Genomic DNA, 20,144 nt, shown 5'->3' on the forward strand with positions numbered 1-20,144 from the left:
GACCTGCCGACGCCTGATAGCGGGGGCAGCACCCGCAACTTCCGTGGGGAGGAAAACATGTGATGGCAGCTCTCCATCTCTGACTCGCATGATTCAACTGCCTCGCCGCTGAAAATCGACCAGATAAAAAGGGCGGCCCATCTGGACCGCCCTTTTTATCTGCTGTGACTGGAATGCGCTCGGCTCAGACCTTCGGGCCGGCCTGGGTAAAATCGAAGTCGTCACCATCTTTCATGTACTTTTTGAAGTTCTGAATGAACATCCCGGCGAGCTTGTTGGCAGTGGCATCGAAGCTTTCCTTGTCGGCCCAGGCATTGCGGGGGTTGAGCAGGTTGCTGTCAACCCCGGGCAGAGCCTTGGGGATATTCAGGCGGAACCAGCGGGTCTGGTCGAACTCGGCGTTTTCAATGGAACCATCGAGAATGGCGTTGACGCAGGCGCGGGTCGCCTTGATGCTCATGCGCTTGCCGACCCCGTAACCACCGCCGGCCCAGCCGGTGTTGACCAGGTAAGCATTGACGCCGTGCTTTTCCATCTTCTCGCCGAGGAGCTTGGCGTAAACGGTCGGGTGCAGCGGAAGGAAGGCCTCGCCGAAACAGGCCGAGAAGGTCGCCTGGGGCTCGGTGACGCCGCGCTCGGTACCGGCGACCTTGGCGGTGTAGCCGGAGAGGAAGTAGTACATCGCCTGTTCCTTGGTCAGCTTGGAGACCGGCGGCAGCACGCCGAAAGCGTCGCAGGTGAGGAAGATGATGTTCTTCGGATGACCGGCCTTGAGGGTCGGCTCGTGGTTGTCGATATGCTCGATCGGGTAGGAGACGCGGGTGTTTTCGGTCTTGGAACGGTCGTCGAAGTCGATGATGCCGTCGTCATTGGCGACGACATTCTCGAGCAGGGCGTTGCGGCGGATGGCACCGTAGATCTCCGGCTCGCTCTCCGCCGAGAGGTTGATGCACTTGGCGTAGCACCCCCCCTCAAAGTTGAAGATACCGTCGTCGTCCCAGCCGTGCTCGTCATCACCGATCAGCTTGCGGGCGGCATCGGTAGAGAGGGTCGTCTTGCCGGTTCCCGAGAGGCCGAAGAAGAGGGCGACGTCGCCGGCCTTGCCGACGTTGGCGCTGCAGTGCATGGAGAGGATTCCCTGCAGCGGCAGCCAGTAGTTCATCATCGTGAAGATCCCCTTCTTCATCTCCCCGCCGTACCAGGTGCCACCGATGATGGCGACGTTCTTTTCGATGTTGAAGGCGACGAAGACTTCCGAATTAAGCCCGTGTTTCTCCCAGTTCTTGTTGACCAGGTTGCTGGCGTTGTAGACGGTGAAGTTGGGGGCGAAGGCGGCCATCTCCTCCTGGCCGGGGCGAATAAACATGTTCTTGACGAAGTGGGCCTGCCAGGCGAATTCGGTAACGAAGCGGACCGACTTGCGGGTCTTTTCGTTGGAACCACAAAAGCCATCGGTGACGTAGAGGTCTTTCCCCGCCAGGTAGTCGAGGACCTCGGCATGCAGTTCGTCGAAGATTTCCGGTGCCATGGCGACGTTGACCTTGCCCCAGGCGATATTCGCAAAGGAGGGGAGCTGGTGGACAAAGTACTTGTCCTTGGGGGAACGGCCGGTAAACTTGCCGGTATCGACCATCATGGTGCCGTTGTCGGCGACGCGCCCTTCGTTGTTGCGCTTTTCGTGCGCAAAAAGGTCGTCGAAACCGAGGTTGTGGTGGATGGTGCCAACGCTCTTCAGCCCAAGGTCTTTTGCCTGAATCATCTTCATCACCCTTGTTTGCGTGGAGTCGGGTCGCCGGGGAGCAACCGCTCGTTGATGTTCATGGACGGCGCGGGAGGATGCGTCGTCCAGATATGTGAAAAAATTCCAAAATTCTCGAAGCCGGTCACGGATTTGGCCCCGAAAGGTCTTAACAAATTTATCCTCAATAGAAAAGAAAAATATTTCAAAAATATCGCTAAAATTATTTACGCTTCCGTTTTACAATCGGCAGGGACAGTTTTCTCTCTCACCACAGCCTTCTTTCGGGGAGACCAATTTAGTTCTGCGGAAACACAGTAAGATATAGTGCTACTCTGTGCGGGTGCGCCCGGCATCCCGTCAGATCAACGTTCTTCCGAAGGAGGTCTTCCGATGAGTTATGACGTTCCCCAAAATGCCAAGCTGCTCAAATGGGTCGAGGAAGTCGCGTCCCTGTGCCAACCGGCCCGCATCCACTGGTGCGACGGATCGCAGGAAGAGTACGACACCCTTTGCGAGCAACTGGTGGCGAGCGGCACCTTCCGCAAATTGAATCCGGAAAAGCGGCCCAACAGCTATCTCGCCTGGTCCGATCCGATCGATGTCGCCCGGGTCGAGGACCGGACCTTCATCTGCAGCATCTCCAGGAACGATGCCGGGCCGACCAACAACTGGATGCCGCCGAAGGAGATGAAGGAGAAGCTCAACGCCCTCTTCAAGGGGTGCATGCAGGGACGGACCATGTACGTCATCCCCTTCAGCATGGGCCCGCTCGGTTCACCGATCGCCAAGATCGGTGTGGAAATCTCCGACTCCCCCTACGTCGTCGTCAACATGCGCATCATGACCAGGATGGGGAAAGCGGTCCTCGATGTCCTCGGCAACGGCGACTTCGTCCCCTGCCTCCACTCTATCGGTGCCCCGCTGGCGGCCGGCGAGAAGGATGTCCCCTGGCCCTGCAACCCGGAGAAATATATCGTCCACTTCCCCGAGGAGCGGTCGATCTGGTCCTTTGGGAGCGGCTACGGCGGCAACGCCCTGCTCGGCAAGAAGTGCCTGGCCCTGCGCATCGCCTCTCGGATCGGCTACGATGAGGGGTGGCTGGCCGAACACATGCTGATCCTCGGCGTCGAGTCACCGGACGGACAGAAATCCTACGTCGGCGCCGCCTTCCCGAGTGCCTGCGGCAAAACCAACTTCGCCATGCTGATCCCGCCGCCGTCGTTCCAGAAAAAGGGGTGGAAGGTCACCACCATTGGCGACGACATCGCCTGGATCAAGCCGGCCGCCGACGGCACCCTGCACGCCATCAACCCCGAGTACGGCTACTTCGGCGTCGCCCCCGGCACCTCGGTCGACACCAACCCCAACGCCATGGCCTCCTGTGCCGCCAACACCATCTTCACCAACGTGGCGCTCACCGAGGATGGCGACGTCTGGTGGGAGGGGATGACCAAGGAGCCGCCGGCCCGACTCACCGACTGGCAGGGGAATGCCTGGACCCCCGGTTGCGGCCGCCCGGCCGCCCACCCCAACGCCCGCTTCACTTCTCCGGCCAGCCAGTGCCCGTCGATCGACCCCGACTGGGAGAACCCGAAGGGGGTCCCCTTGAGCGCCATGATCTTCGGCGGCCGCCGCAAGGACACCATCCCGCTCGTCTACCAGGCCTTCAACTGGAACTTCGGCGTCTACCTCGCTGCCACCCTCGGCTCGGAGACCACCGCCGCCGCCGTCGGCGCCACCGGCAACGTCCGCCGCGATCCCTTTGCCATGCTCCCCTTCTGCGGCTACCACATGGCCGATTATTTCGGCCACTGGCTCAACGTCGGCCGTTCGGTGCAGAAACCGCCGCGCATCTTCAGCGTCAACTGGTTCCTCAAGGACGAAAACGGCAAATTTGCCTGGCCCGGCTACGGTGAGAACATGCGCGTCCTGAAATGGATCATCGAACGTATCCAGGGGCGCACCGGGGCCGTGGAGAGTCCGCTGGGGTGGATGCCGCGCTTTGAGGACATGGACTGGGACGGACTCGACATCAGCCGCGAGAAGTTCAAGACCCTGACCTCCGTCGACCGCGCAGTCTGGCAGGCCGAGGTCCTCTCCCACGAGGAACTCTTCCTCAAGATGTTCGACAAGCTGCCCAAGGAATTCCTGCGCATGCGTGAGCTGATCATCTCCAGCCTCTGGCGCTCCCCCGAACGCTGGGAGCAGATCGGCGATGTTCATCCGGAGGGGTGGAACGAATAACCGCGCGCTCCAGCACCAGCAGCAACAAGAAGGGCCGGATTATTCCGGCCCTTCTTGTTGCTGCTGTGCCAAGGGGGGAAGATCGACGCCCCCCACCCTCCGGCTAAACGGAGCGCTTTTTCAGGTAAGCCACCAGTTGCCAGATCTCCCGATCGGAAAGTCCGCGCCAGGCCGGCATGACCGAGCCCTGCGAACGAAACGGCTCGGCATTTTTTCCGACTTCGATCCGCCAGAAGAGATAGGCCGGATCCTTGTGCTGGTAGACCGGGTCGGAAAAATCGGGGGCTGGCGGCTGGAAAAAGTCGGCACGCGGACTGCGCCCCTCCGAGGTTTTGCCATGGCAGCTGGCGCAGCGGCTGACAAAGAGCCGGGCGCCAGCGGCAATGGCGTCAGGGGCTTCGAGAAGCCCCGGGGGCGGCTGGCGCGCCGGATAGGTGGGCGTGCTGTTCTGACAGGCAACCAGGGTCAGCGCCGCAAGTGCTGCGAGAGTGAAGTAAAATTTCATCCCGGCCTCCCTCGACCCGGGATTTATCCCCGGGGGGAGTCGAAAGGGGGCGCCAACGGCGCCCCCTTTCGACTCTATCCTGGTTTCGGTTCAGGCTGCCGCCTGCGGCAGCTCGCCCCAGCGCTGCAGTTCGCCGACGACTGCGCTGACCACCCCCTCGACGGCTGCGGCCACCGCCGGCGTCAGCTCCATTGCCATCTCGATCGATCCGGGCTGCACTCCCCAGACCACCAGCTCGGCGGGAAGATGTCCCTGCAGCTCACAGACCGCCAGCAGGTCCTGTACTCCCATCTGGTGGACCGAAAGCTTGCTGGCAAAGGCCCGCGGCACCTCCTCGCCGACCAGGCGGAAGATACTCCCCGGCGCCGCGCCCATCTCCAGGGCATCGATGATCAGAAGCCTATCGACCCCCTCGAAGTGGGGGAGGAGATCGAGCCCGAGGGTACCACCGTCCAGGATCGTTACCCGTTCGGAGAAGCGATAGCGCTGCTGCAGGGCCGCGATCACCCGGCCACCGAAGGCGTCGTCACTCATCACCGCGTTTCCCAGTCCGAGGATCAGCAGGCTCATTCGAGGTCCCGCGGCTCGATGAACTTGTAGCCGCCAAAGATACTCGCCACGGTGCCGTTGCGCTCCTTGACGTCCATCAGCCAGGCGCTGTAGACGTGATGGATGCCGAAGCCGATCAGCAGCCACATGATGAGATGGTGAATCAGCCGCAGCCATTGCACCCCGATCAGGGCGTTGATGCCGCCGAAGATCGACGCCCACAGCCCGCCCGGTTCGAACTGGCCGTAGAGGGCGAAGCCGGTGGCAACCTGAAGCAGGAAGAGGACCATCACCCCCGAGTAGGCCGTCGCCGCCAGGGCGTTGTGCCCGACCTCGTAGGCGATCTGCCGGCCGCTGAAGGTGTAGTAGCGGAACATTTTCCAGGCGTTGCTCCGCCCCTCCTTGAAAAGGAGCGGAAAGAAAGCGCGCCAGGAAGCGTGGTGATTGGCGAAGAAAGCCCAGATCAGCCGGGCCAGAATCGAGACCGTAAAGAGATAGGCAAAAGAGAAATGAATAAAGCGCATCCAGCCCATCACGTACTGGGAAGGGTCGGAAACCTGGATGAAGGGGGCGCCGATATAAAAGCCGGTCACCGACAGCACGACAATGGAGAGGACGTTAGCCCAGTGGGTCAGCCGGACCGGCCATTCCCATACGTAGCGTATTTCGAGCATGGCGGTTCTCCTTTACAGGGCCTTGACCCGGATGATTTCCGTTCCCTTGCCATCGAGGACGTGAACGGCGCAGGCCAGGCAGGGGTCGAAGCTGTGGATGGTCCGCAGGATCTCCAGCGGCTTCTCCGGATCGGCGATCGGCGTGCCGATCAGGGCCGACTCGTAGGGTCCCATCTGGCCCATCGGGTCCCGGGGGCCGGCGTTCCAGGTGGACGGTACAACCGCCTGGAAATTGGCGATGGCCCCGTTCTCGATGCGGATCCAGTGGCCGAGGGCGCCGCGCGGTGCCTCGTGGTAGCCGAAGCCGCGCGCCTCCTTCGGCCAGGTGGCCGGGTCCCACTTCTCGCCATTGTGGACCTCGAGAATACCGCGCCCCATGTTGTCGGCGAGCTGGTTGAGCCAGCCTTCGTTCTGCTGCGCGAGGAGCAGGGTTTCGATGCCGCGGGCCGCGGTGCGGCCAAGGGTCGAAAAGAGGGCCGCCGGGCCGACACCGAGCTTGCCGAGGACGAAGTTGACCGTATCCGTGACCTCCTTGTGCCCCTTGGCATAGGCGATCACCATGCGGGCCAGCGGACCGACCTCCATCGGCTGGTCGAGGTAGCGCGGCGCCTTGACCCAGGAGTATTTCCCCTCGGTGTCGAGGAAATCGTAAGGCGGTTTGGGACCGGTGTACTTGTGGTTGGTCTCGCCGTCGTAGGGATGGAGTCCCTTGTCGTCCCCCTTGGAGTAGTTGTACCAGGAGTGGGTGACATACTCGGTGATCTTCTGCTCGTCCATGGTCATGACGTTGGCCAGGTCCTTGGCCATGATCACGCCGCGCGGAAAGTAGAGATTGTCGGTTCCCCCCGCGTTGTCCATGGGGAAATCGCCGTAGGTGAGGAAGTTGCCGACCCCACCGCCGATACCGGCCCATTCCTTGTAGAAGGAGGCGACCGCCAGCAAGTCGGGGATGTAGACCTGCTCGACGAAGATCCGCGCCTTCTTCAAGAGCTTGCCGATGTAGGCAACCTTGTCGGCGTTGATGGCATTCTGGCTGTCGGGATCGACCGGGATCGCCATGCCCCCGACCAGGAAGGTCTGCGGATGGGGATTCTTGGAGCCGAGGATGGCGTGAATCTTGATGATGTCCTTCTGCCACTCCAGCGCCTCCAGGTAGTGGGCGACGGCCATCAGGTTAGCCTCGGCGGGGAGGCGGTAGGCGCTGTGCCCCCAGTAGGCGTTCTGAAAGGGGCCGAGGCGCCCGGTGCCGACGAAGGCGGCAATCCGGTCCTGCACCCCCTTGAAATAGGTCACGCTCGACAGCGGCCAGTTGGAGATCGACTGGGCAAGCTTGGCGGTCGCTGCCGGATCGGCCTTGAGGGCGCTTGTGATGTCGACCCAGTCGAGGGCGTGCAGGTGATAAAAGTGGATGACGTGATCCTGCACCGCCTGGATCCCCATGATCAGGTTGCGGATCAGCCGGGCATTGTCCGGAATCTGGATCTTCAGGGCATCCTCGACGCAGCGGATGCTCGCCATGGAGTGGACGGTGGTGCAGACCCCGCAGAAGCGCTGGGTGAAGTGATGGGCATCGCGCGGGTCACGCCCTTTCAGAATCGTTTCGATGCCGCGGAAAGCGGTGGAAGAGCTCCAGGCATTGGTGATCTTCCCCCCCTCGATCTGGGCCTCTATCCGCAGGTGCCCTTCAATGCGGGTCACCGGATCGACTGCTATTTTTGTCGACATGAATTAGTCCTCCTTTTTCACCTTGTCGGATTCCATGGTATCTCCCTTGCGGAAGGCGCTCGCCACCCCGTGGGCACCAAAAGCCAGGGCGGTCGCCGCCGCCAGGCCGAGGCCGATCTTGTCGGCGGTCGCCTCGACACCGAAGCCCGGAACCTGCGGCAGACGCCGGTAGAAGGGACTCATGGTGTCCCAGAACTGCGGCTCGCTGCAACCGATGCAGCCGTGCCCGGCCATGACCGGCCAGCTCGTCCCCTCGTTATAGCGCACCGTCGGACAGTTGTGGAAGGTCTCCGGCCCCTTGCAGCCGAGCTTGTAGAGGCACCACCCCTGGCGATGCCCGGGGTCGCCGAAGGCCTCGGCGTACTGGCCGGCATCGAAATGGGCGCGGCGCTCGCAGTTGTCATGGATGCGCTTGCCATAGGCGAACTTGGGACGGCGCAGGCTGTCGACCGCCGGCAGCTTGCCGAAGGTGAGGACGTGCACCAGGGTGGCGGTGAGATTCTCGGCGTTGACCGGGCAGCCCGGCAGGTTGACGATGGCCGCCCCGGGGAGCGCCTCCATCACCGAAATCGCCCCGGTCGGGTTGGGGGCGGCAGCGGGGATGCCGCCGTTGGAGGCGCAGGTGCCGACGCAGATGGTGGCCATGGCGTTGCCGACCACATACTTGAGGGAGTCGATGGCACTCTCGCCGCCGACGGTGCAGTAGACGCCACCGTCGGCGGTGGGGATCGCCCCCTCGACGATGCAGACGTATTTTCCCTTGTACTTCTCTACCGCAGCCTTCTTCGCCGCTTCGGCCTGGTGACCGGCAGCCGCCATCACCACTTCCGAATATTCCAGGGAGATCAGATCGAGAATGATGTCGCCGGCAGTCGGCTGGTTGGCCCGTAGAAAGGCTTCCGAATCGCCGCTGCAGCTCTGGAATTCGAGCCAGATGACCGGCAGCCGCTTGTCCTCGACCGCCTCTGCCACCTTGGGCAGCAGGCTCATCGGCAGAGCCAGGGCGGCCGTCGTGGCCGTGCAGAACTTGATGAAGTCGCGACGGCTGATCCCTTTCGCCTCCACCCGCTGCAGAATCTCTTCCGGTATCGAAACCGGGACCGGCTGTTCCTCGCTTTTCATCGAGCTGACCTCCTTTTCAAGAGATGAAGAAAAACTTTTTAAAACGCTTTTACTATAACAGACAGGACCCGGAAATCCCGCAGCTGGGAATTCCCAGGAGAAAAATATAACACTGTTAATATCGGCTCCCGCCAACCGTGTCAAGGGCATTTTAATCAGATAATGTATACGTTATACCAGATAGCGAAGCGGGTCCCGTATACGTTTCAAGGTGGCTCGCAACGCCTTTTTATTGGTACAGCTTAACCTCTTTCCCGCACCTGGCAAGAGACCTGACCGGCTCGCCTGACCGCACCGGGGTCTTTGCTGTTATACTGAAACGGTACAGATAACTTGAAGAAAGGGGGCTCAATATGACGCGCGATGTCCGCAAATTCGGTATCAACGACAAGCGGGGCCGGGTAAAGACCAGCACTGACCCCTACCTTCCCGGAGAAGGGCTCAAGGAACCGGCGGTTTGCCGGAGCTGCGCAGCATTTTATCGCAACAAGCGCTGGTATCTCGACCCGCAGGAACTGGAGCGGCTACGGGCAAGTGCTGAGGTTCACGAAGTAACCTGTCCGGCCTGCCAGAAAATCGCCGAGCACTACCCGGAAGGGGTGGTGACCTTGCGCGGCACCTACCTCTGGAACCACGAGGAGGAGATTCGCAATATCCTGCGCAACGAAGAGGGGCGGGCGATGGCGAAAAACCCGCTGCAGAGAATCATACGGATGGAGCGGGAAGGGGAGGATTTGATCATCGAAACGACGGAGGAGAAGCTGGCCGAACATCTCGGCCGCGCCCTGCACAAGGCCCATCATGGCGACCTGCAGGTCTCCTGGAGCGACGACCATGCGATTTGCCGGGTGACCTGGGAGCGTTCCGTTCAGGACTAGCCCCGACCGGCATGGTCCTGGGCGCAGCCAGCGATGGAGAAGATGTGGGGTACTTCCGGCTCCTCGAACATACCGCCGACATCGGGATCGAGGCGGCCGGCGAGACAACCGCCGATCTCTTCACCGCCGCGGCGGAAGGGCTGCGGGCGGTTTTAAGCGACCTTCAAAAGGAGCCATGTAAGTACTGGCAGGAGGTCACAGTGGCGGGGCGGGATTTTGAAGAACTGCTGGTCAACTGGCTGAACGCCATCCTCTTCCACCGCGAGGTCGATGGCCTCTTTCCGGAGCAGTTCCGCATCGAGACGATCACTGCCACCTGCCTGCGTGCCCGCATCGGCGGCAACCTCCTCGCCGATTCCCCCCGCCCCTCCCGGGAGGTGAAAGCGGCAACCTGGCACCGCCTCGAAGTCATCAACCAACCGGGAGGTTGGCGGGCACGGATCTACCTCGATCTCTGAAACCGCGCAGGAGAGGGCCGATGGGCATGACGCTTGAGCAGATTGATGACTGCCGCTGGCGCATTCCCCGCACGGGTGCGATGCGGACCGAAGGCCTCGTCTTCGCCAGCGAGGCGATGATTGGTGCCCTGCAGCAGGAGGAAGCGCTCGAACAGGTGCGCAACGTCGCCACCCTGCCGGGAATCGTCGGCACCTCGCTGGCGATGCCCGACATCCACTGGGGTTACGGCTTTCCGATCGGCGGAGTCGCCGCCTTTGACGCCGACTCCGGGGTGGTCTCTCCCGGCGGGGTCGGCTACGACATCAACTGCGGCGTCCGCCTGCTGCGCAGCGCCCTCACCGCCGAGGAGGTCACCCCGCACCTTTCCGGGCTGGCGGACGCACTCTTTCGCAACGTCCCGAGCGGTATCGGCTCCCAGCGCCGGGACCTGCGGCTGACGGTCGCCGAAGAACGCAGGGTCCTGGCCCAGGGGGCCCGCTGGGCGGTGGCCAAGGGGTTCGGCAATAAAAACGACCTTGAGCAGATCGAAGAGGGGGGAGCGCTCCCCGACGCCGATCCCGATCTCGTCTCCGACCGCGCCCTGGAGCGCGGTCGTGCTCAGCTCGGCACCCTTGGCAGCGGCAACCATTTTCTCGAAATCCAGCGTGTCGACGAGATTTTCGACCCGGCCGCCGCCGAGGTCCTCGGCCTCTTTCGCGGCCAAGTCACGGTCACCATTCACACCGGCAGTCGGGGGCTCGGCTACCAGGTGTGTGACGACTGGATTCGCACCATGCTCGACGCCAGCCGCCGCTACGGGATCGATCTCCCCGACCGGCAACTTTGCTGCGCCCCCCTGACCAGCCCGGAAGGGCGGGACTACCTGGCGGCGATGGCGGCCGCGGCCAACTTCGCCTTCGCCAACCGCCAGCTGATCACCGCCTGGGTGCGGGAATCCTTCGCCCAGGTCCTTGGGAAAGGGGACGCCCTGCTCCGCCTCTCGGTGGTCTATGACGTCTGCCACAATATTGCCAAGTGGGAGACCCACCAGGTCGGCGGCAGACCGCGACGCCTCTGCGTACATCGCAAGGGGGCGACCCGGGCCTTCCCGCCCGGCCACCCCCAGACCCCGGCGGCCTACCGGAGCGTCGGCCAGCCGGTGCTGATCCCCGGGGACATGGGTCGCTACTCCTTTGTTCTCGTCGGCACCTCGGGAGCACTGGCGGAGACCTTCGGCTCGACCTGCCACGGCGCCGGCCGTCTCCTCTCCCGCCATGCCGCCAAACGCCTTGCCCGGGGTCGCAACATCCCGGCCGAACTGGGGTCCCAAGGGATACTGCTCCGCGCCGCGGGAGGCGCGACTGTGGCCGAAGAGATCCCCGAAGCCTACAAGGACGTCGCCGAGGTGGTCGACATCGTCGCCCGGGCCGGCATTGGCCATATCGTCGCGCGGCTGCGGCCGCTGGCGGTCATCAAGGGTTAGAACCTTGCCAGGCAAAAAAGCAGACGAAATCAAACCTGATTCCTGAACCTGCAAACAGGAGCGTGTATGCGAGTTTTTGTCACCGGTGGCACCGGCTTTGTTGGCAGTGAGGTTGTGAGGCAGCTGGCAGCCGCCGGCCATACCGTCCGCTGCCTGGTCCGGAAAGGTTCGGAAGGCAAGCTGGCGATTCGCCAGGGGGTCGAAATCCACCATGGCGACGTTCTCGATCCCGCCTCGCTGGAGCGAGGGCTGGCCGGCTGCCAGGCGGTGATTCACCTGGTTGGCATCATTCGGGAGAGCCCTGCCCGGGGCGTGACCTTCGAGAGACTCCACCATCTGGCCACCAGCAACATGGTGGCCGCCGCCATCGCCGCTGGCACGAAACGGTTTCTGCAGATGAGCGCCAATGGTACCCAGGCGGACGCCTCTTCCCCCTACCACCGCACCAAGTGGGCGGCGGAAGAGGCGGTACGCACCTCGACCCTGGACTGGACGATCTTCCGACCATCACTGATCTTCGGTCCCGGCGACGAGTTTGTCACCATGCTCGCCACCCTGATTCGCCGCCTGCCGGTGGTACCGGTCCTCGGCAACGGTCAATACCGGATGTCGCCGGTGGCGGTCGAAGATGTGGCTGCCGGCTTTGTCGGCGCCCTAAAACAGCCGCAGAGCGCCGGTGAAATCTACCACTGCTGCGGCCCGGAAGATTTCAGCTACGATGAGATCCTCGACCTGGTGGGAGCGGCCCTGGGGAAGGAAAAGGTCGTCAAGTTGCACCAGCCCCTGCTGCTGATGAAACCGGTCATTGCCCTGCTCGAAGGGGTCCCCGGCTTCCCGATCACCAGCAGCCAGCTGACCATGCTCACCGAAGGCAATGTCTGCGACCCAACCGCCTGGAGTTCCTGCTTTTCCATCCAGCCGCTCCCCTTTGCCGAAGGGATCCGGCGCTACCTGCACCCTTGAGGCGAGCCGCGGTTGACAAGCTCCGGCGACAGCGGCATCATGAAGTCCCGCCGCTCCGGCCTCCGGGAGTCATGCCATGCGTCTCACCCTGAAAATCGCCCTCGCGATCCTGGTTGGCATCGCCCTGCTGCTGTCGATTCACAGCTACCAGTCGGTACAGCGGGAGACCGCCATCCTCCGTTCCAACCTGAGCCGCGAGGCACGCCTGGTCGGCCAGGTACTGCGCCCCCTGGTCCTCGAAGTCTGGCAGCGTAAAGGCGAGGCCGCCGCCCAGGCATTTCTGCAACAGGCCGGCGGCGTCGTCAGCGACCAGCAGGTGCGCTGGGTCTGGCTCGAAGGAGCACCGGAAACCCGCTTCCATCCCCGGGTCGAAGGGGACCAACTGGCAGCGGCACGCCGTGGTGAACTGGTCACGGTAATCGCTGAAACCAGCGACGGTCGTGACTTTCTCTTTACCTATCTGCCGCTGAACGCTCCGGATGGCCGCCGCGGCGCGATTGAAATCGGCGAATCGCTTGCCGGCCTGCACGGCTACGTGCGCGAGAGCATGAATCGTTCGGCGCTGCTGCTGGCCGCCATGGTGGTCTCGAGCCTGCTGCTGATCGGCCTCCTCGGCAGCTTCTGGGTTACCCGCCCGGTGCAACGGCTCGCCGCCCAGGCCGAGCGCATGGCTGCCGGCGACTTTTCAGCGCCCGTCGAGGTCCGCGGTCACGACGAGATCGCCACCCTCGCCGCCGCCCTCGACCGCATGCGCGGCCAGCTCGCCCACGCCCGGGACAGTGACCGCGCCCGCCTGGAGAGCCTGGAAAAACTTCGCCACACCGAACGGCTCGCCACCCTCGGTCGGCTCTCGGCAGGCATGGCCCACGAACTTGGCACCCCGCTCAACGTCATCTCCGGCCGCGCCAAACTGATCAGCTCGCGGGAACTCCCGGCCGAAGAGGTGATCCGCTCGGCGCGCATCATTGGCGAACAGAGCGGGCGCATGGCGGCAATCATGCGCCAGCTCCTCGATTTTGCCCGGCGCGGCAACCCGCGCAAGGTCCGGGTTGGACTCGAAGGCCTGGGCGCCAAGGTCATCGAAATGCTGCAACCGACCGCGGCCCGGCAGCAGGCCCGGTTGACGCTGACTCCTCCGGCGGAACCGCTGGCCGTCGTCGCCGACCCCGGGCAGTTGCAGCAGGTCTTGACCAACCTGGTGATGAATGCGCTGCAGGCGATTGCCCCTGGCGGCAGGGTCGAGCTGCGTTTTGCCATCGACGATGCCGCCCCGCCGGCGGCGGCGAGTGTCACCGGCAGCGGGCCCTGGGCCGTCATCGAGGTGGAAGATGATGGCAGCGGCATTCCGGCCGAAATCCTGCCCCACCTCTTCGACCCTTTTTTCACCACCAAGGAGGTCGGCCAGGGAACCGGGCTCGGCCTGGCCATCGCTTACGGCATCGTCCAGGAACATGGCGGCTGGATCGGGGTCGAAAGCTGCGCCGGTGCGGGGAGCTGTTTCAGGGTCTTCCTCCCCCCGGCGCCGGCCGCTGACGCGGAGATAACTGATGGCTGAAACGATTACCGGCCGGGTCCTGGTTGTCGACGACGACCTCGAACTGCGGGAGTTGCTGCGGGAGGTTCTGACCCGCCATGGCCATGCCGTCACCACCGCCGGCGATGGCAGTCAGGCTCTGGCCCTGCTCCAATCTGGCGAGGTCGACGCCGTCCTCGCCGATCTCAACATGCCCGGGACCGGCGGCCTTGACCTCTGCGCACGGCTGCAGGACCAGGTCCCCGGACTGCCGGTCGTCATCCTCACCGCCTTCGGCAGCCTCGATACGGCCATCGCCGCTTTGCGGGCCGGTGCCTACGATTTCGTCACCAAACCGGTCGATCTCGACCTCCTCGCCCACACCGTGCGCCGGGCGGTGCGCCATCGGCAGCTGGAGCAGACCCTGCATCGTCTCCAGGACGAAGTCCACCGCCAGCGCAGCGCCGGCGCCCTCCTCGGCGAAAGCCCCTCCATCGCCGAAGTCCGGGACCTGGTCAGCCGCATTGCCGGGCTCGACAGTTCGGTGCTGATCCGCGGCGAGAGCGGCACCGGCAAGGAGCTGGTCGCCCGCGCCCTGCATGAACAGAGCCCCCGCAAAGGCGGCCCCTTCGTCGCCATCAATTGCGCGGCGCTGCCGGAGACACTGCTCGAAAGCGAACTTTTCGGCCATGAACGGGGCGCCTTTACCGATGCCCGCAACGCCCGGCGCGGCCTTTTCCTGGAAGCCTCCGGCGGTACTCTGCTGCTCGACGAAGTCGGCGAGTTGCCGCTGGCGCTGCAACCGAAGCTGCTGCGGGTCCTCGAAGAACACCGGATCAGGCCGGTCGGTGGCAACCGCGAGATCGACTGCGACGTGCGCATCATCGCCGCCACCCACCGCAATCTCGAGGAAGCTATCGCGGCCGGCACCTTTCGCCAGGACCTCTATTATCGCCTCAACGTATTGACCATCGACCTGCCGCCCCTGCGCGCCCGTGGCAACGACCTTTTGCTCCTTGCGCAACGCTTCGTCGATGAATTCGCGGAGCGCTTTCATAAAGGGGTCCAGGGGCTGACCGAGCCGGCCGCCGTCCGACTGCTGGGACACGCCTGGCCGGGCAATGTCCGGGAACTGCGCAATATCATCGAAAGGGCGGTCGCCCTGACCCGCCACGAGCGCCTGACCCTGGAAGACCTCCCCGAAGCCCTGCGCCAGGGTTCCACGCCGCCAGCGCCGGTGGCGCCTCCCCTCCCGGCGGACGAACTGGTCTCCCTGGCCGAGATGGAGCGGCGCTATCTCCAGCAGGTTCTCGACCGGGTGGACGGCAACCGTACCCTTGCCGCCGCCATCCTCGGCATCGACCGCAAAACCCTCTACCGCAAGCTGCAGGAGAATGACCGCTCCTGACCCTTCCCTGCCCCGGGGCAAAATGCCCCATCGGGGCAGAATGCCCCGCCTCGCCTTTCCCAACCTGCTGAAATTACAATATTCAAGCCTGGCACGCCGCTTGCGATAACCGAGACTGAACCCGACTGGAGATTGCAGATGCGTGCCCTATCCCTACCCGCCGGTCGCCCGGCCAATGTTCTGATCGCCGAAGATGACCCGGCTCTGCGCGAACTGCTCGCCTTCTGTTTCTTCCGCGAGGGCTACGCGGTCACCTGTTGCAGCGACGGCCTCAGCCTGCTTGAACGGCTCCATGACAGCCTTGAAGGCCAGGACGACCCGATCGACCTGGTGGTGACCGACATCCGCATGCCTGGTCTCACCGGCCTGGAGGTGCTGGAAAGTCTCTGCGACCAGCCGCAGCGCCCGCCGGTGATCTGCATGACCGCCTTCGGCGACCCCGGGACCCATAGCGCCGCCCTGCGCATGCGGGCGGCGGCGACCTTTGACAAACCTTTTGACATCGATACCCTGATTGACCGGGCGCGGCTGATCTGTCCGCCGCAGCGCCCACATTCCCAACCAAGGAGCAGATCATGACGACTCGACCAACGGTACGCCTCACCTCTCTGATCGGCCTCTTTCTGGCCGCCCTGATGGCGCTTCCCGGCATGGCCCGTGCCCAGGAAGAAGGCCGCGAGAGTCTGCGCCAGACCGGCCAGGTCTTTCGCAGCGTGGCCAAGCAGGTCTCCCCGGCGGTGGTCTTTATTCAGGTGGAAAAGAGCACCGACCAACCGGAGATGTCCAATTTCGGTACCCCTTTCAATAGTCCCTTCGGCGACGATTTCATGCGCCGTTTCTTTGGCATTCCCCCGGAAGGGCATGCCCCCGGCAAGATGCCGAAGCGCCAGGTGCGCGGCCAGGGCTCGGGCTTTATCATCTCCCCGGACGGCCTGATCATGACCAACAACCACGTCGTTGGCGATGCCGACAAGGTCACGGTACGCCTCCTCGACGGCCGTGAATTCAAGGCCAAGGTCATCGGCGCCGACCCCCCGACCGACGTCGCGGTGATCAAGATCGACGCACAGGATCTGCCGGTTTTGGCGCTGGGAGATTCGGACGGACTGGAAGTTGGGGACTGGGTGCTGGCCGTCGGCAACCCCTTTGGGCTCTCCCATACCCTGACCGCCGGGATCGTCAGCGCCAAGGGGCGTAGCGGCATCGGCATCAACGACTATGAAAACTTCATCCAGACCGACGCCGCCATCAACCCCGGCAATTCCGGCGGCCCCCTCGTCGACCTGGACGGCCGGGTGGTCGGCATCAACACGGCGATTTTCAGCCGCAGCGGCGGCTATATGGGGATCGGCTTTGCCATCCCGATCAACATGGCGCGCAAGATTCGCGACCAGCTGGTCGAAACCGGCACCGTCACCCGGGGCCAGCTCGGGGTCTACATTCAGGACCTGACCAAGGATCTGGCCCAGCCCTTCGGGCTCAAGGAGACCGACGGCATCCTGATCTCCAAGGTCATCGACGACTCGCCGGCGGCCAAGGCCGACCTCAAGCAGGGGGATATCCTCCTTAAAGCCGATGGACGCCCGGTCGGCAAGGTCAATGAATTCCGCAATGCCATCGCCATGACGGCACCGGGGACGGTGATCCGTCTCGACATCCTGCGCAATGGCCAGCCCCGGCAGGTCACGGTCACCATCGGCAAGCGGGAAGGGGAAGGAACGAGCGCGGAGACGGCAGTCGCGAAGATCTCTACCTTCGGGCTCTCCCTGCAAAAACTGACTCCGGAGCTTGCCGCCCGCCTCGGCTACCAGGATGAAACCGGGGTGCTGGTATCCGCCGTGGAAGATGGCTCGCCGGCCGATTCGGCAGGTATCGAGCGGGGCGATTTGATCCTGGAAATCAACCGCAAGCCGGTCACCTCCCCCGAGGCGGCAAATAAACAGCTGCAGGCCGGAGGCGACAAGCCGGTACTGCTGCTGATCCGCCATGGCGACGGCACCCGCTATGTCGCCCTGAAGCCCGAATAGCCAACCCCGTCGCAACGGCGACGTTTCCGCCCCCGGCCCGCCTCCGGCCGGGGGCATTTTTTCGCCCGTGGAAGAGACAGAGACCAGTTGCAGTTTGCCAGCGTCTCTGTTAGATTCATGACGCCGGGCTGGCCCCACCCCCCCTCCGGGGCCAATGCGGGAGGAAATTGTGGACACACTCCACAGGTTGCCCCGCCCCGGCTCTTTTTTTGTCTCCTCCCTGCCTGCCGAGTGAGCGGAACCCGTTCCCGACATCTTCCCTTTTCACCGGGGCTTCCCTATAATGAGGGGCCATTTCCCCGGGAGCCCCATGCAACACTCATTCTCCAGCACGGTTATTGACCAGCTTCGTCAGGCGATCCGCGAGGCCGGCGGCAACGAGGTTTTTTTCCTCGGCCACACCGATGCAACCCGGCAAGTGATTGCCATTGAAGTCCTTGCCCGCGGCTCCAGGGAGGCCGTTCCCGCCATCCTGCAGGCCTGTCGCCATGGAGACGTGGTTATCCACAACCACCCCTCGGGCGACCTTTCACCTTCCCGGGCGGACCTGGAGATAGCCGGGCGTCTCGGCGCCCTCGGAGTCGGTTTCCACATTGTGGACAACCCTGTGGACAGGGTCTACCGTGTGGTCGAAGCCTTCCTCCCTCACAACCGACAACTGCTCGACCCGGCCCGCATCGCCGAGTTGCTAGGCCCTGCGGGTTCGATTGCCAGCGCCCTCTCCGGCTACGAAGACCGTCCGGAACAACTGCGCATGGCCTTTGCCGTCGGCGAGGCCTTCAACAACGACCAGCTGGCGGTTATCGAGGCCGGTACCGGCACCGGCAAAAGCCTCGCCTACCTGGTGCCGGCGCTGCTCTGGGCCCTCGCCAATGAAGAACGGGTCGTCGTTTCGACCAACACCATCAACCTCCAGGAGCAGCTGATCCGCAAGGATCTGCCCCTGCTGCAACGGGCCACCGGCCTGGAGTTTCGCGCCGTCCTCGTCAAGGGACGTGGGAACTACCTCTGCCGCCGGCGCCTGGCGACCGCCCACCGCGAACCGGAACTCTTCGACACCGAGCACCATGCCCTTCTCGACAGTCTGGTCGACTGGGCGGCACAGAGCAGCGATGGCTCCCGTGACGAACTGACCTTCGTCCCCCACGAAGTGGTCTGGGAAGAGGTGCGCTGCGAGGCGGACCAGTGTGCCCGCGTCCGCTGCGCCGACTACGCCACCTGTTTTTTCCATCGGGCACGACGGCTCGCGGCCCAGGCCGACCTGCTGGTCGTCAACCACGCGCTGCTCCTCTCCGACCTAGCGCTACGCCAGCAGACCGACAACTACAGCGCGGCGGCGGTTCTCCCCCCCTTCGACCGGGTGATCCTCGATGAGGCCCACCACCTCGAAGATGTTGCCACCAGCTACTTTTCCGCCCAGGTCACCCGCTTTTCCTATGCCCGGGTCCTCGGCAAGCTGCGCCACCCGCGCAAGCCGGAGAAAGGACTGCTCCCTCGCTTCCTCGCCCAGCTTTCGCAGCGACTCCCCGACAGTGCCGACGAACTCTACCGGGAATTGCACGGCCGTGTCGAACAACTCCTGGGAGAACGCCAGGGCCTTTACGAGCGGGCGCTTGCCGACCTCGACACTATCGGCGCTCAACTGGCGGCTGCCTTTCCGAACCGGGGGGAAGAGGAACTGCGCCAGCGGGTCACTGCCACCTACCAGGAGCAGCCGGTCTGGGGCGAAACGGTGGGACGGGTGCGCGAACTGGCGGCGGCAACGGCACTTTTGAGCCGTGCCGGGATGGATCTGCTCAAGGCGTGCGAAGCCCTGCCGGAGAAGGTCGCCGACGGCCTCGCCTCCGTTCTCACCGACTGCGCGGGAACCTTTTTGCGCCTGGCGGCGATTGCCAGCGACCTCGAACTCTTCGTCGCCGCCGGACCGGGACATTGTGTCTGGATGGAAGTATTGCCGGCACGGGGCGGACGCACGCCCGTAACCCGGCTGTGCGCCGCCCCCCTCGAGGTCGCCGCAAGCCTGCAACGGGGACTCTACGACCGCTTCCGCTCCGTGGTCCTGACCAGCGCCACCCTCGCGGTCGGTGATTCGTTCAGCTTTCTGGAACAACGCGTCGGCCTTGACCGCTGTCCCCCGGCCCGCCGCACTACGCTGCGGCTCGCCTCCCCTTTCGATTTTGCCCGCCAGGCCCTGCTGGCGGTTCCCACCGACATTCCCGAACCGGGCCGTCCCGGCTACCCGGAGATGGTCCGGGACCTCGCCGGTCGCGCCGTGGTTGCCGCCGACGGCCGCAGTTTCGTCCTCTTTACCGCCTACTCCCTGTTGCGGCTGGTTCATGGCGAGCTGGAGCCGATCCTTGCCGCCCGTGGTTTTCGCTGCCTGCGCCAGGGACAAGAGAACCGCCATCGCCTGCTGAAAGCCTTTGTCGCCGATCCGACCAGCGTCCTCTTCGCGACCGATTCCTTCTGGGAAGGGGTCGATGTCCCCGGCCGTGCCCTGGAACAGGTGATCATCACCCGTCTCCCCTTCAAGGTCCCCACCGAACCGATCCTTGAGGCCCGGGCCGAAGCGATCGAAGGCCGGGGCGGCGATCCGTTCATGGAGTTCACGGTCCCCCAGGCGGTGATCAAGTTCAAACAGGGGTTCGGTCGCCTGATCCGGCACCGCAACGACCGCGGGGTGGTGCTGATACTCGATGCCCGGGTGGTCAAGAAGGGGTATGGGCGTGTCTTTTTACGTTCCCTGCCGGAAGTCCAGGTGATTGCCGCTCCCAGCGCCGAGGTATTCACCGCTATCAACGACTTTTTCCATCGCGAAGAACGTTCTCCGGAAGAGGGTCAATGAGGGAACCGCTGAGCTTTTCTGTTGACAAA

General features: G+C 63.8%; 16 protein-coding genes. 10 read left to right on the forward strand and 6 right to left on the reverse strand.

The annotated features are described in order from the left end of the window. Nucleotides 1-184 precede the first annotated feature (184 nt). Nucleotides 185-1,759, reverse strand: a complete 1,575-nt coding sequence (gene pckA, locus DBW_RS17365; RefSeq protein WP_066729352.1) for a phosphoenolpyruvate carboxykinase (ATP) — start codon at nucleotides 1,757-1,759, stop codon at nucleotides 185-187. A 372-nt stretch (nucleotides 1,760-2,131) separates the two neighbouring features. Between pckA and DBW_RS17370 the strand changes: the two genes are divergently transcribed. Continuing rightward, entirely contained in the window at nucleotides 2,132-3,985 is a 1,854-nt protein-coding gene (locus tag DBW_RS17370; protein ID WP_066729358.1) for a phosphoenolpyruvate carboxykinase (GTP), read from the forward strand. A 103-nt stretch (nucleotides 3,986-4,088) separates the two neighbouring features. On the opposite strand, the gene DBW_RS17375 is transcribed toward DBW_RS17370, so the two are convergent. From DBW_RS17375 to DBW_RS17395, 5 genes are all read right to left on the reverse strand, one after another. After that, nucleotides 4,089-4,490 (reverse strand): c-type cytochrome, encoded by a 402-nt coding sequence (locus DBW_RS17375; RefSeq protein WP_066729360.1) that lies wholly within the window; start codon nucleotides 4,488-4,490, stop codon nucleotides 4,089-4,091. 90 nt (nucleotides 4,491-4,580) lie between these two features. Next, entirely contained in the window at nucleotides 4,581-5,060 is a 480-nt protein-coding gene (locus DBW_RS17380) for a HyaD/HybD family hydrogenase maturation endopeptidase (protein ID WP_066729363.1), read from the reverse strand. Next, on the reverse strand, nucleotides 5,057-5,713 hold the full coding sequence (gene cybH, locus DBW_RS17385) for a Ni/Fe-hydrogenase, b-type cytochrome subunit (protein ID WP_066729366.1): 657 nt from the start codon (nucleotides 5,711-5,713) through the stop codon (nucleotides 5,057-5,059). The genes DBW_RS17380 and cybH overlap by 4 nt, the downstream gene beginning before the upstream one ends. 12 nt (nucleotides 5,714-5,725) lie before the next feature. Continuing rightward, nucleotides 5,726-7,438, reverse strand: coding sequence for a nickel-dependent hydrogenase large subunit (locus tag DBW_RS17390; RefSeq protein ID WP_066729368.1), 1,713 nt, complete (start codon nucleotides 7,436-7,438; stop codon nucleotides 5,726-5,728). A 3-nt stretch (nucleotides 7,439-7,441) separates the two neighbouring features. Beyond that, nucleotides 7,442-8,560, reverse strand: a complete 1,119-nt coding sequence (locus DBW_RS17395) for a hydrogenase small subunit (protein ID WP_082820428.1) — start codon at nucleotides 8,558-8,560, stop codon at nucleotides 7,442-7,444. Between the two features lie 353 nt (nucleotides 8,561-8,913). On the opposite strand from DBW_RS17395, the gene DBW_RS17400 reads away from it, so the two are divergent. From DBW_RS17400 to DBW_RS17440, 9 genes are all read left to right on the forward strand, one after another. Beyond that, a complete protein-coding gene (locus DBW_RS17400; protein WP_066729371.1) occupies nucleotides 8,914-9,438 on the forward strand; it encodes a BCAM0308 family protein in 525 nt (174 codons plus the stop codon). Between the two features lie 11 nt (nucleotides 9,439-9,449). Beyond that, nucleotides 9,450-9,896 (forward strand): archease, encoded by a 447-nt coding sequence (locus tag DBW_RS17405; protein WP_066729374.1) that lies wholly within the window; start codon nucleotides 9,450-9,452, stop codon nucleotides 9,894-9,896. A 20-nt stretch (nucleotides 9,897-9,916) separates the two neighbouring features. Next, on the forward strand, nucleotides 9,917-11,359 hold the full coding sequence (locus DBW_RS17410) for an RtcB family protein (protein ID WP_066729376.1): 1,443 nt from the start codon (nucleotides 9,917-9,919) through the stop codon (nucleotides 11,357-11,359). A gap of 66 nt (nucleotides 11,360-11,425) precedes the next feature. Then, nucleotides 11,426-12,322, forward strand: coding sequence for a complex I NDUFA9 subunit family protein (locus DBW_RS17415; RefSeq protein WP_066729378.1), 897 nt, complete (start codon nucleotides 11,426-11,428; stop codon nucleotides 12,320-12,322). Nucleotides 12,323-12,398: 76 nt separating this feature from the next. Continuing rightward, the gene (locus DBW_RS17420) at nucleotides 12,399-13,877 is read left to right on the forward strand and encodes a sensor histidine kinase (protein WP_066729381.1); all 1,479 of its coding nucleotides are present in this window, start codon (nucleotides 12,399-12,401) and stop codon (nucleotides 13,875-13,877) included. Beyond that, nucleotides 13,870-15,243, forward strand: coding sequence for a sigma-54-dependent transcriptional regulator (locus DBW_RS17425; RefSeq protein WP_197463679.1), 1,374 nt, complete (start codon nucleotides 13,870-13,872; stop codon nucleotides 15,241-15,243). Before DBW_RS17420 ends, DBW_RS17425 begins: the two co-directional genes overlap by 8 nt. 138 nt (nucleotides 15,244-15,381) lie before the next feature. Then, nucleotides 15,382-15,822 carry a response regulator gene (locus DBW_RS17430; RefSeq protein ID WP_066729383.1) on the forward strand — a complete coding sequence of 147 codons (441 nt, stop codon included), beginning with the start codon at nucleotides 15,382-15,384 and terminating at the stop codon, nucleotides 15,820-15,822. Beyond that, nucleotides 15,819-17,270 (forward strand): DegQ family serine endoprotease, encoded by a 1,452-nt coding sequence (locus DBW_RS17435; RefSeq protein ID WP_066729385.1) that lies wholly within the window; start codon nucleotides 15,819-15,821, stop codon nucleotides 17,268-17,270. The genes DBW_RS17430 and DBW_RS17435 overlap by 4 nt, the downstream gene beginning before the upstream one ends. A gap of 310 nt (nucleotides 17,271-17,580) precedes the next feature. Further along, entirely contained in the window at nucleotides 17,581-20,115 is a 2,535-nt protein-coding gene (locus DBW_RS17440) for a helicase C-terminal domain-containing protein (protein WP_066729387.1), read from the forward strand. The last annotated feature ends 29 nt before the right edge of the window (nucleotides 20,116-20,144 follow it).

It is taken from the genome of Desulfuromonas sp. DDH964, assembly GCF_001611275.1.
Lineage (GTDB): Bacteria > Desulfobacterota > Desulfuromonadia > Desulfuromonadales > DDH964 > DDH964.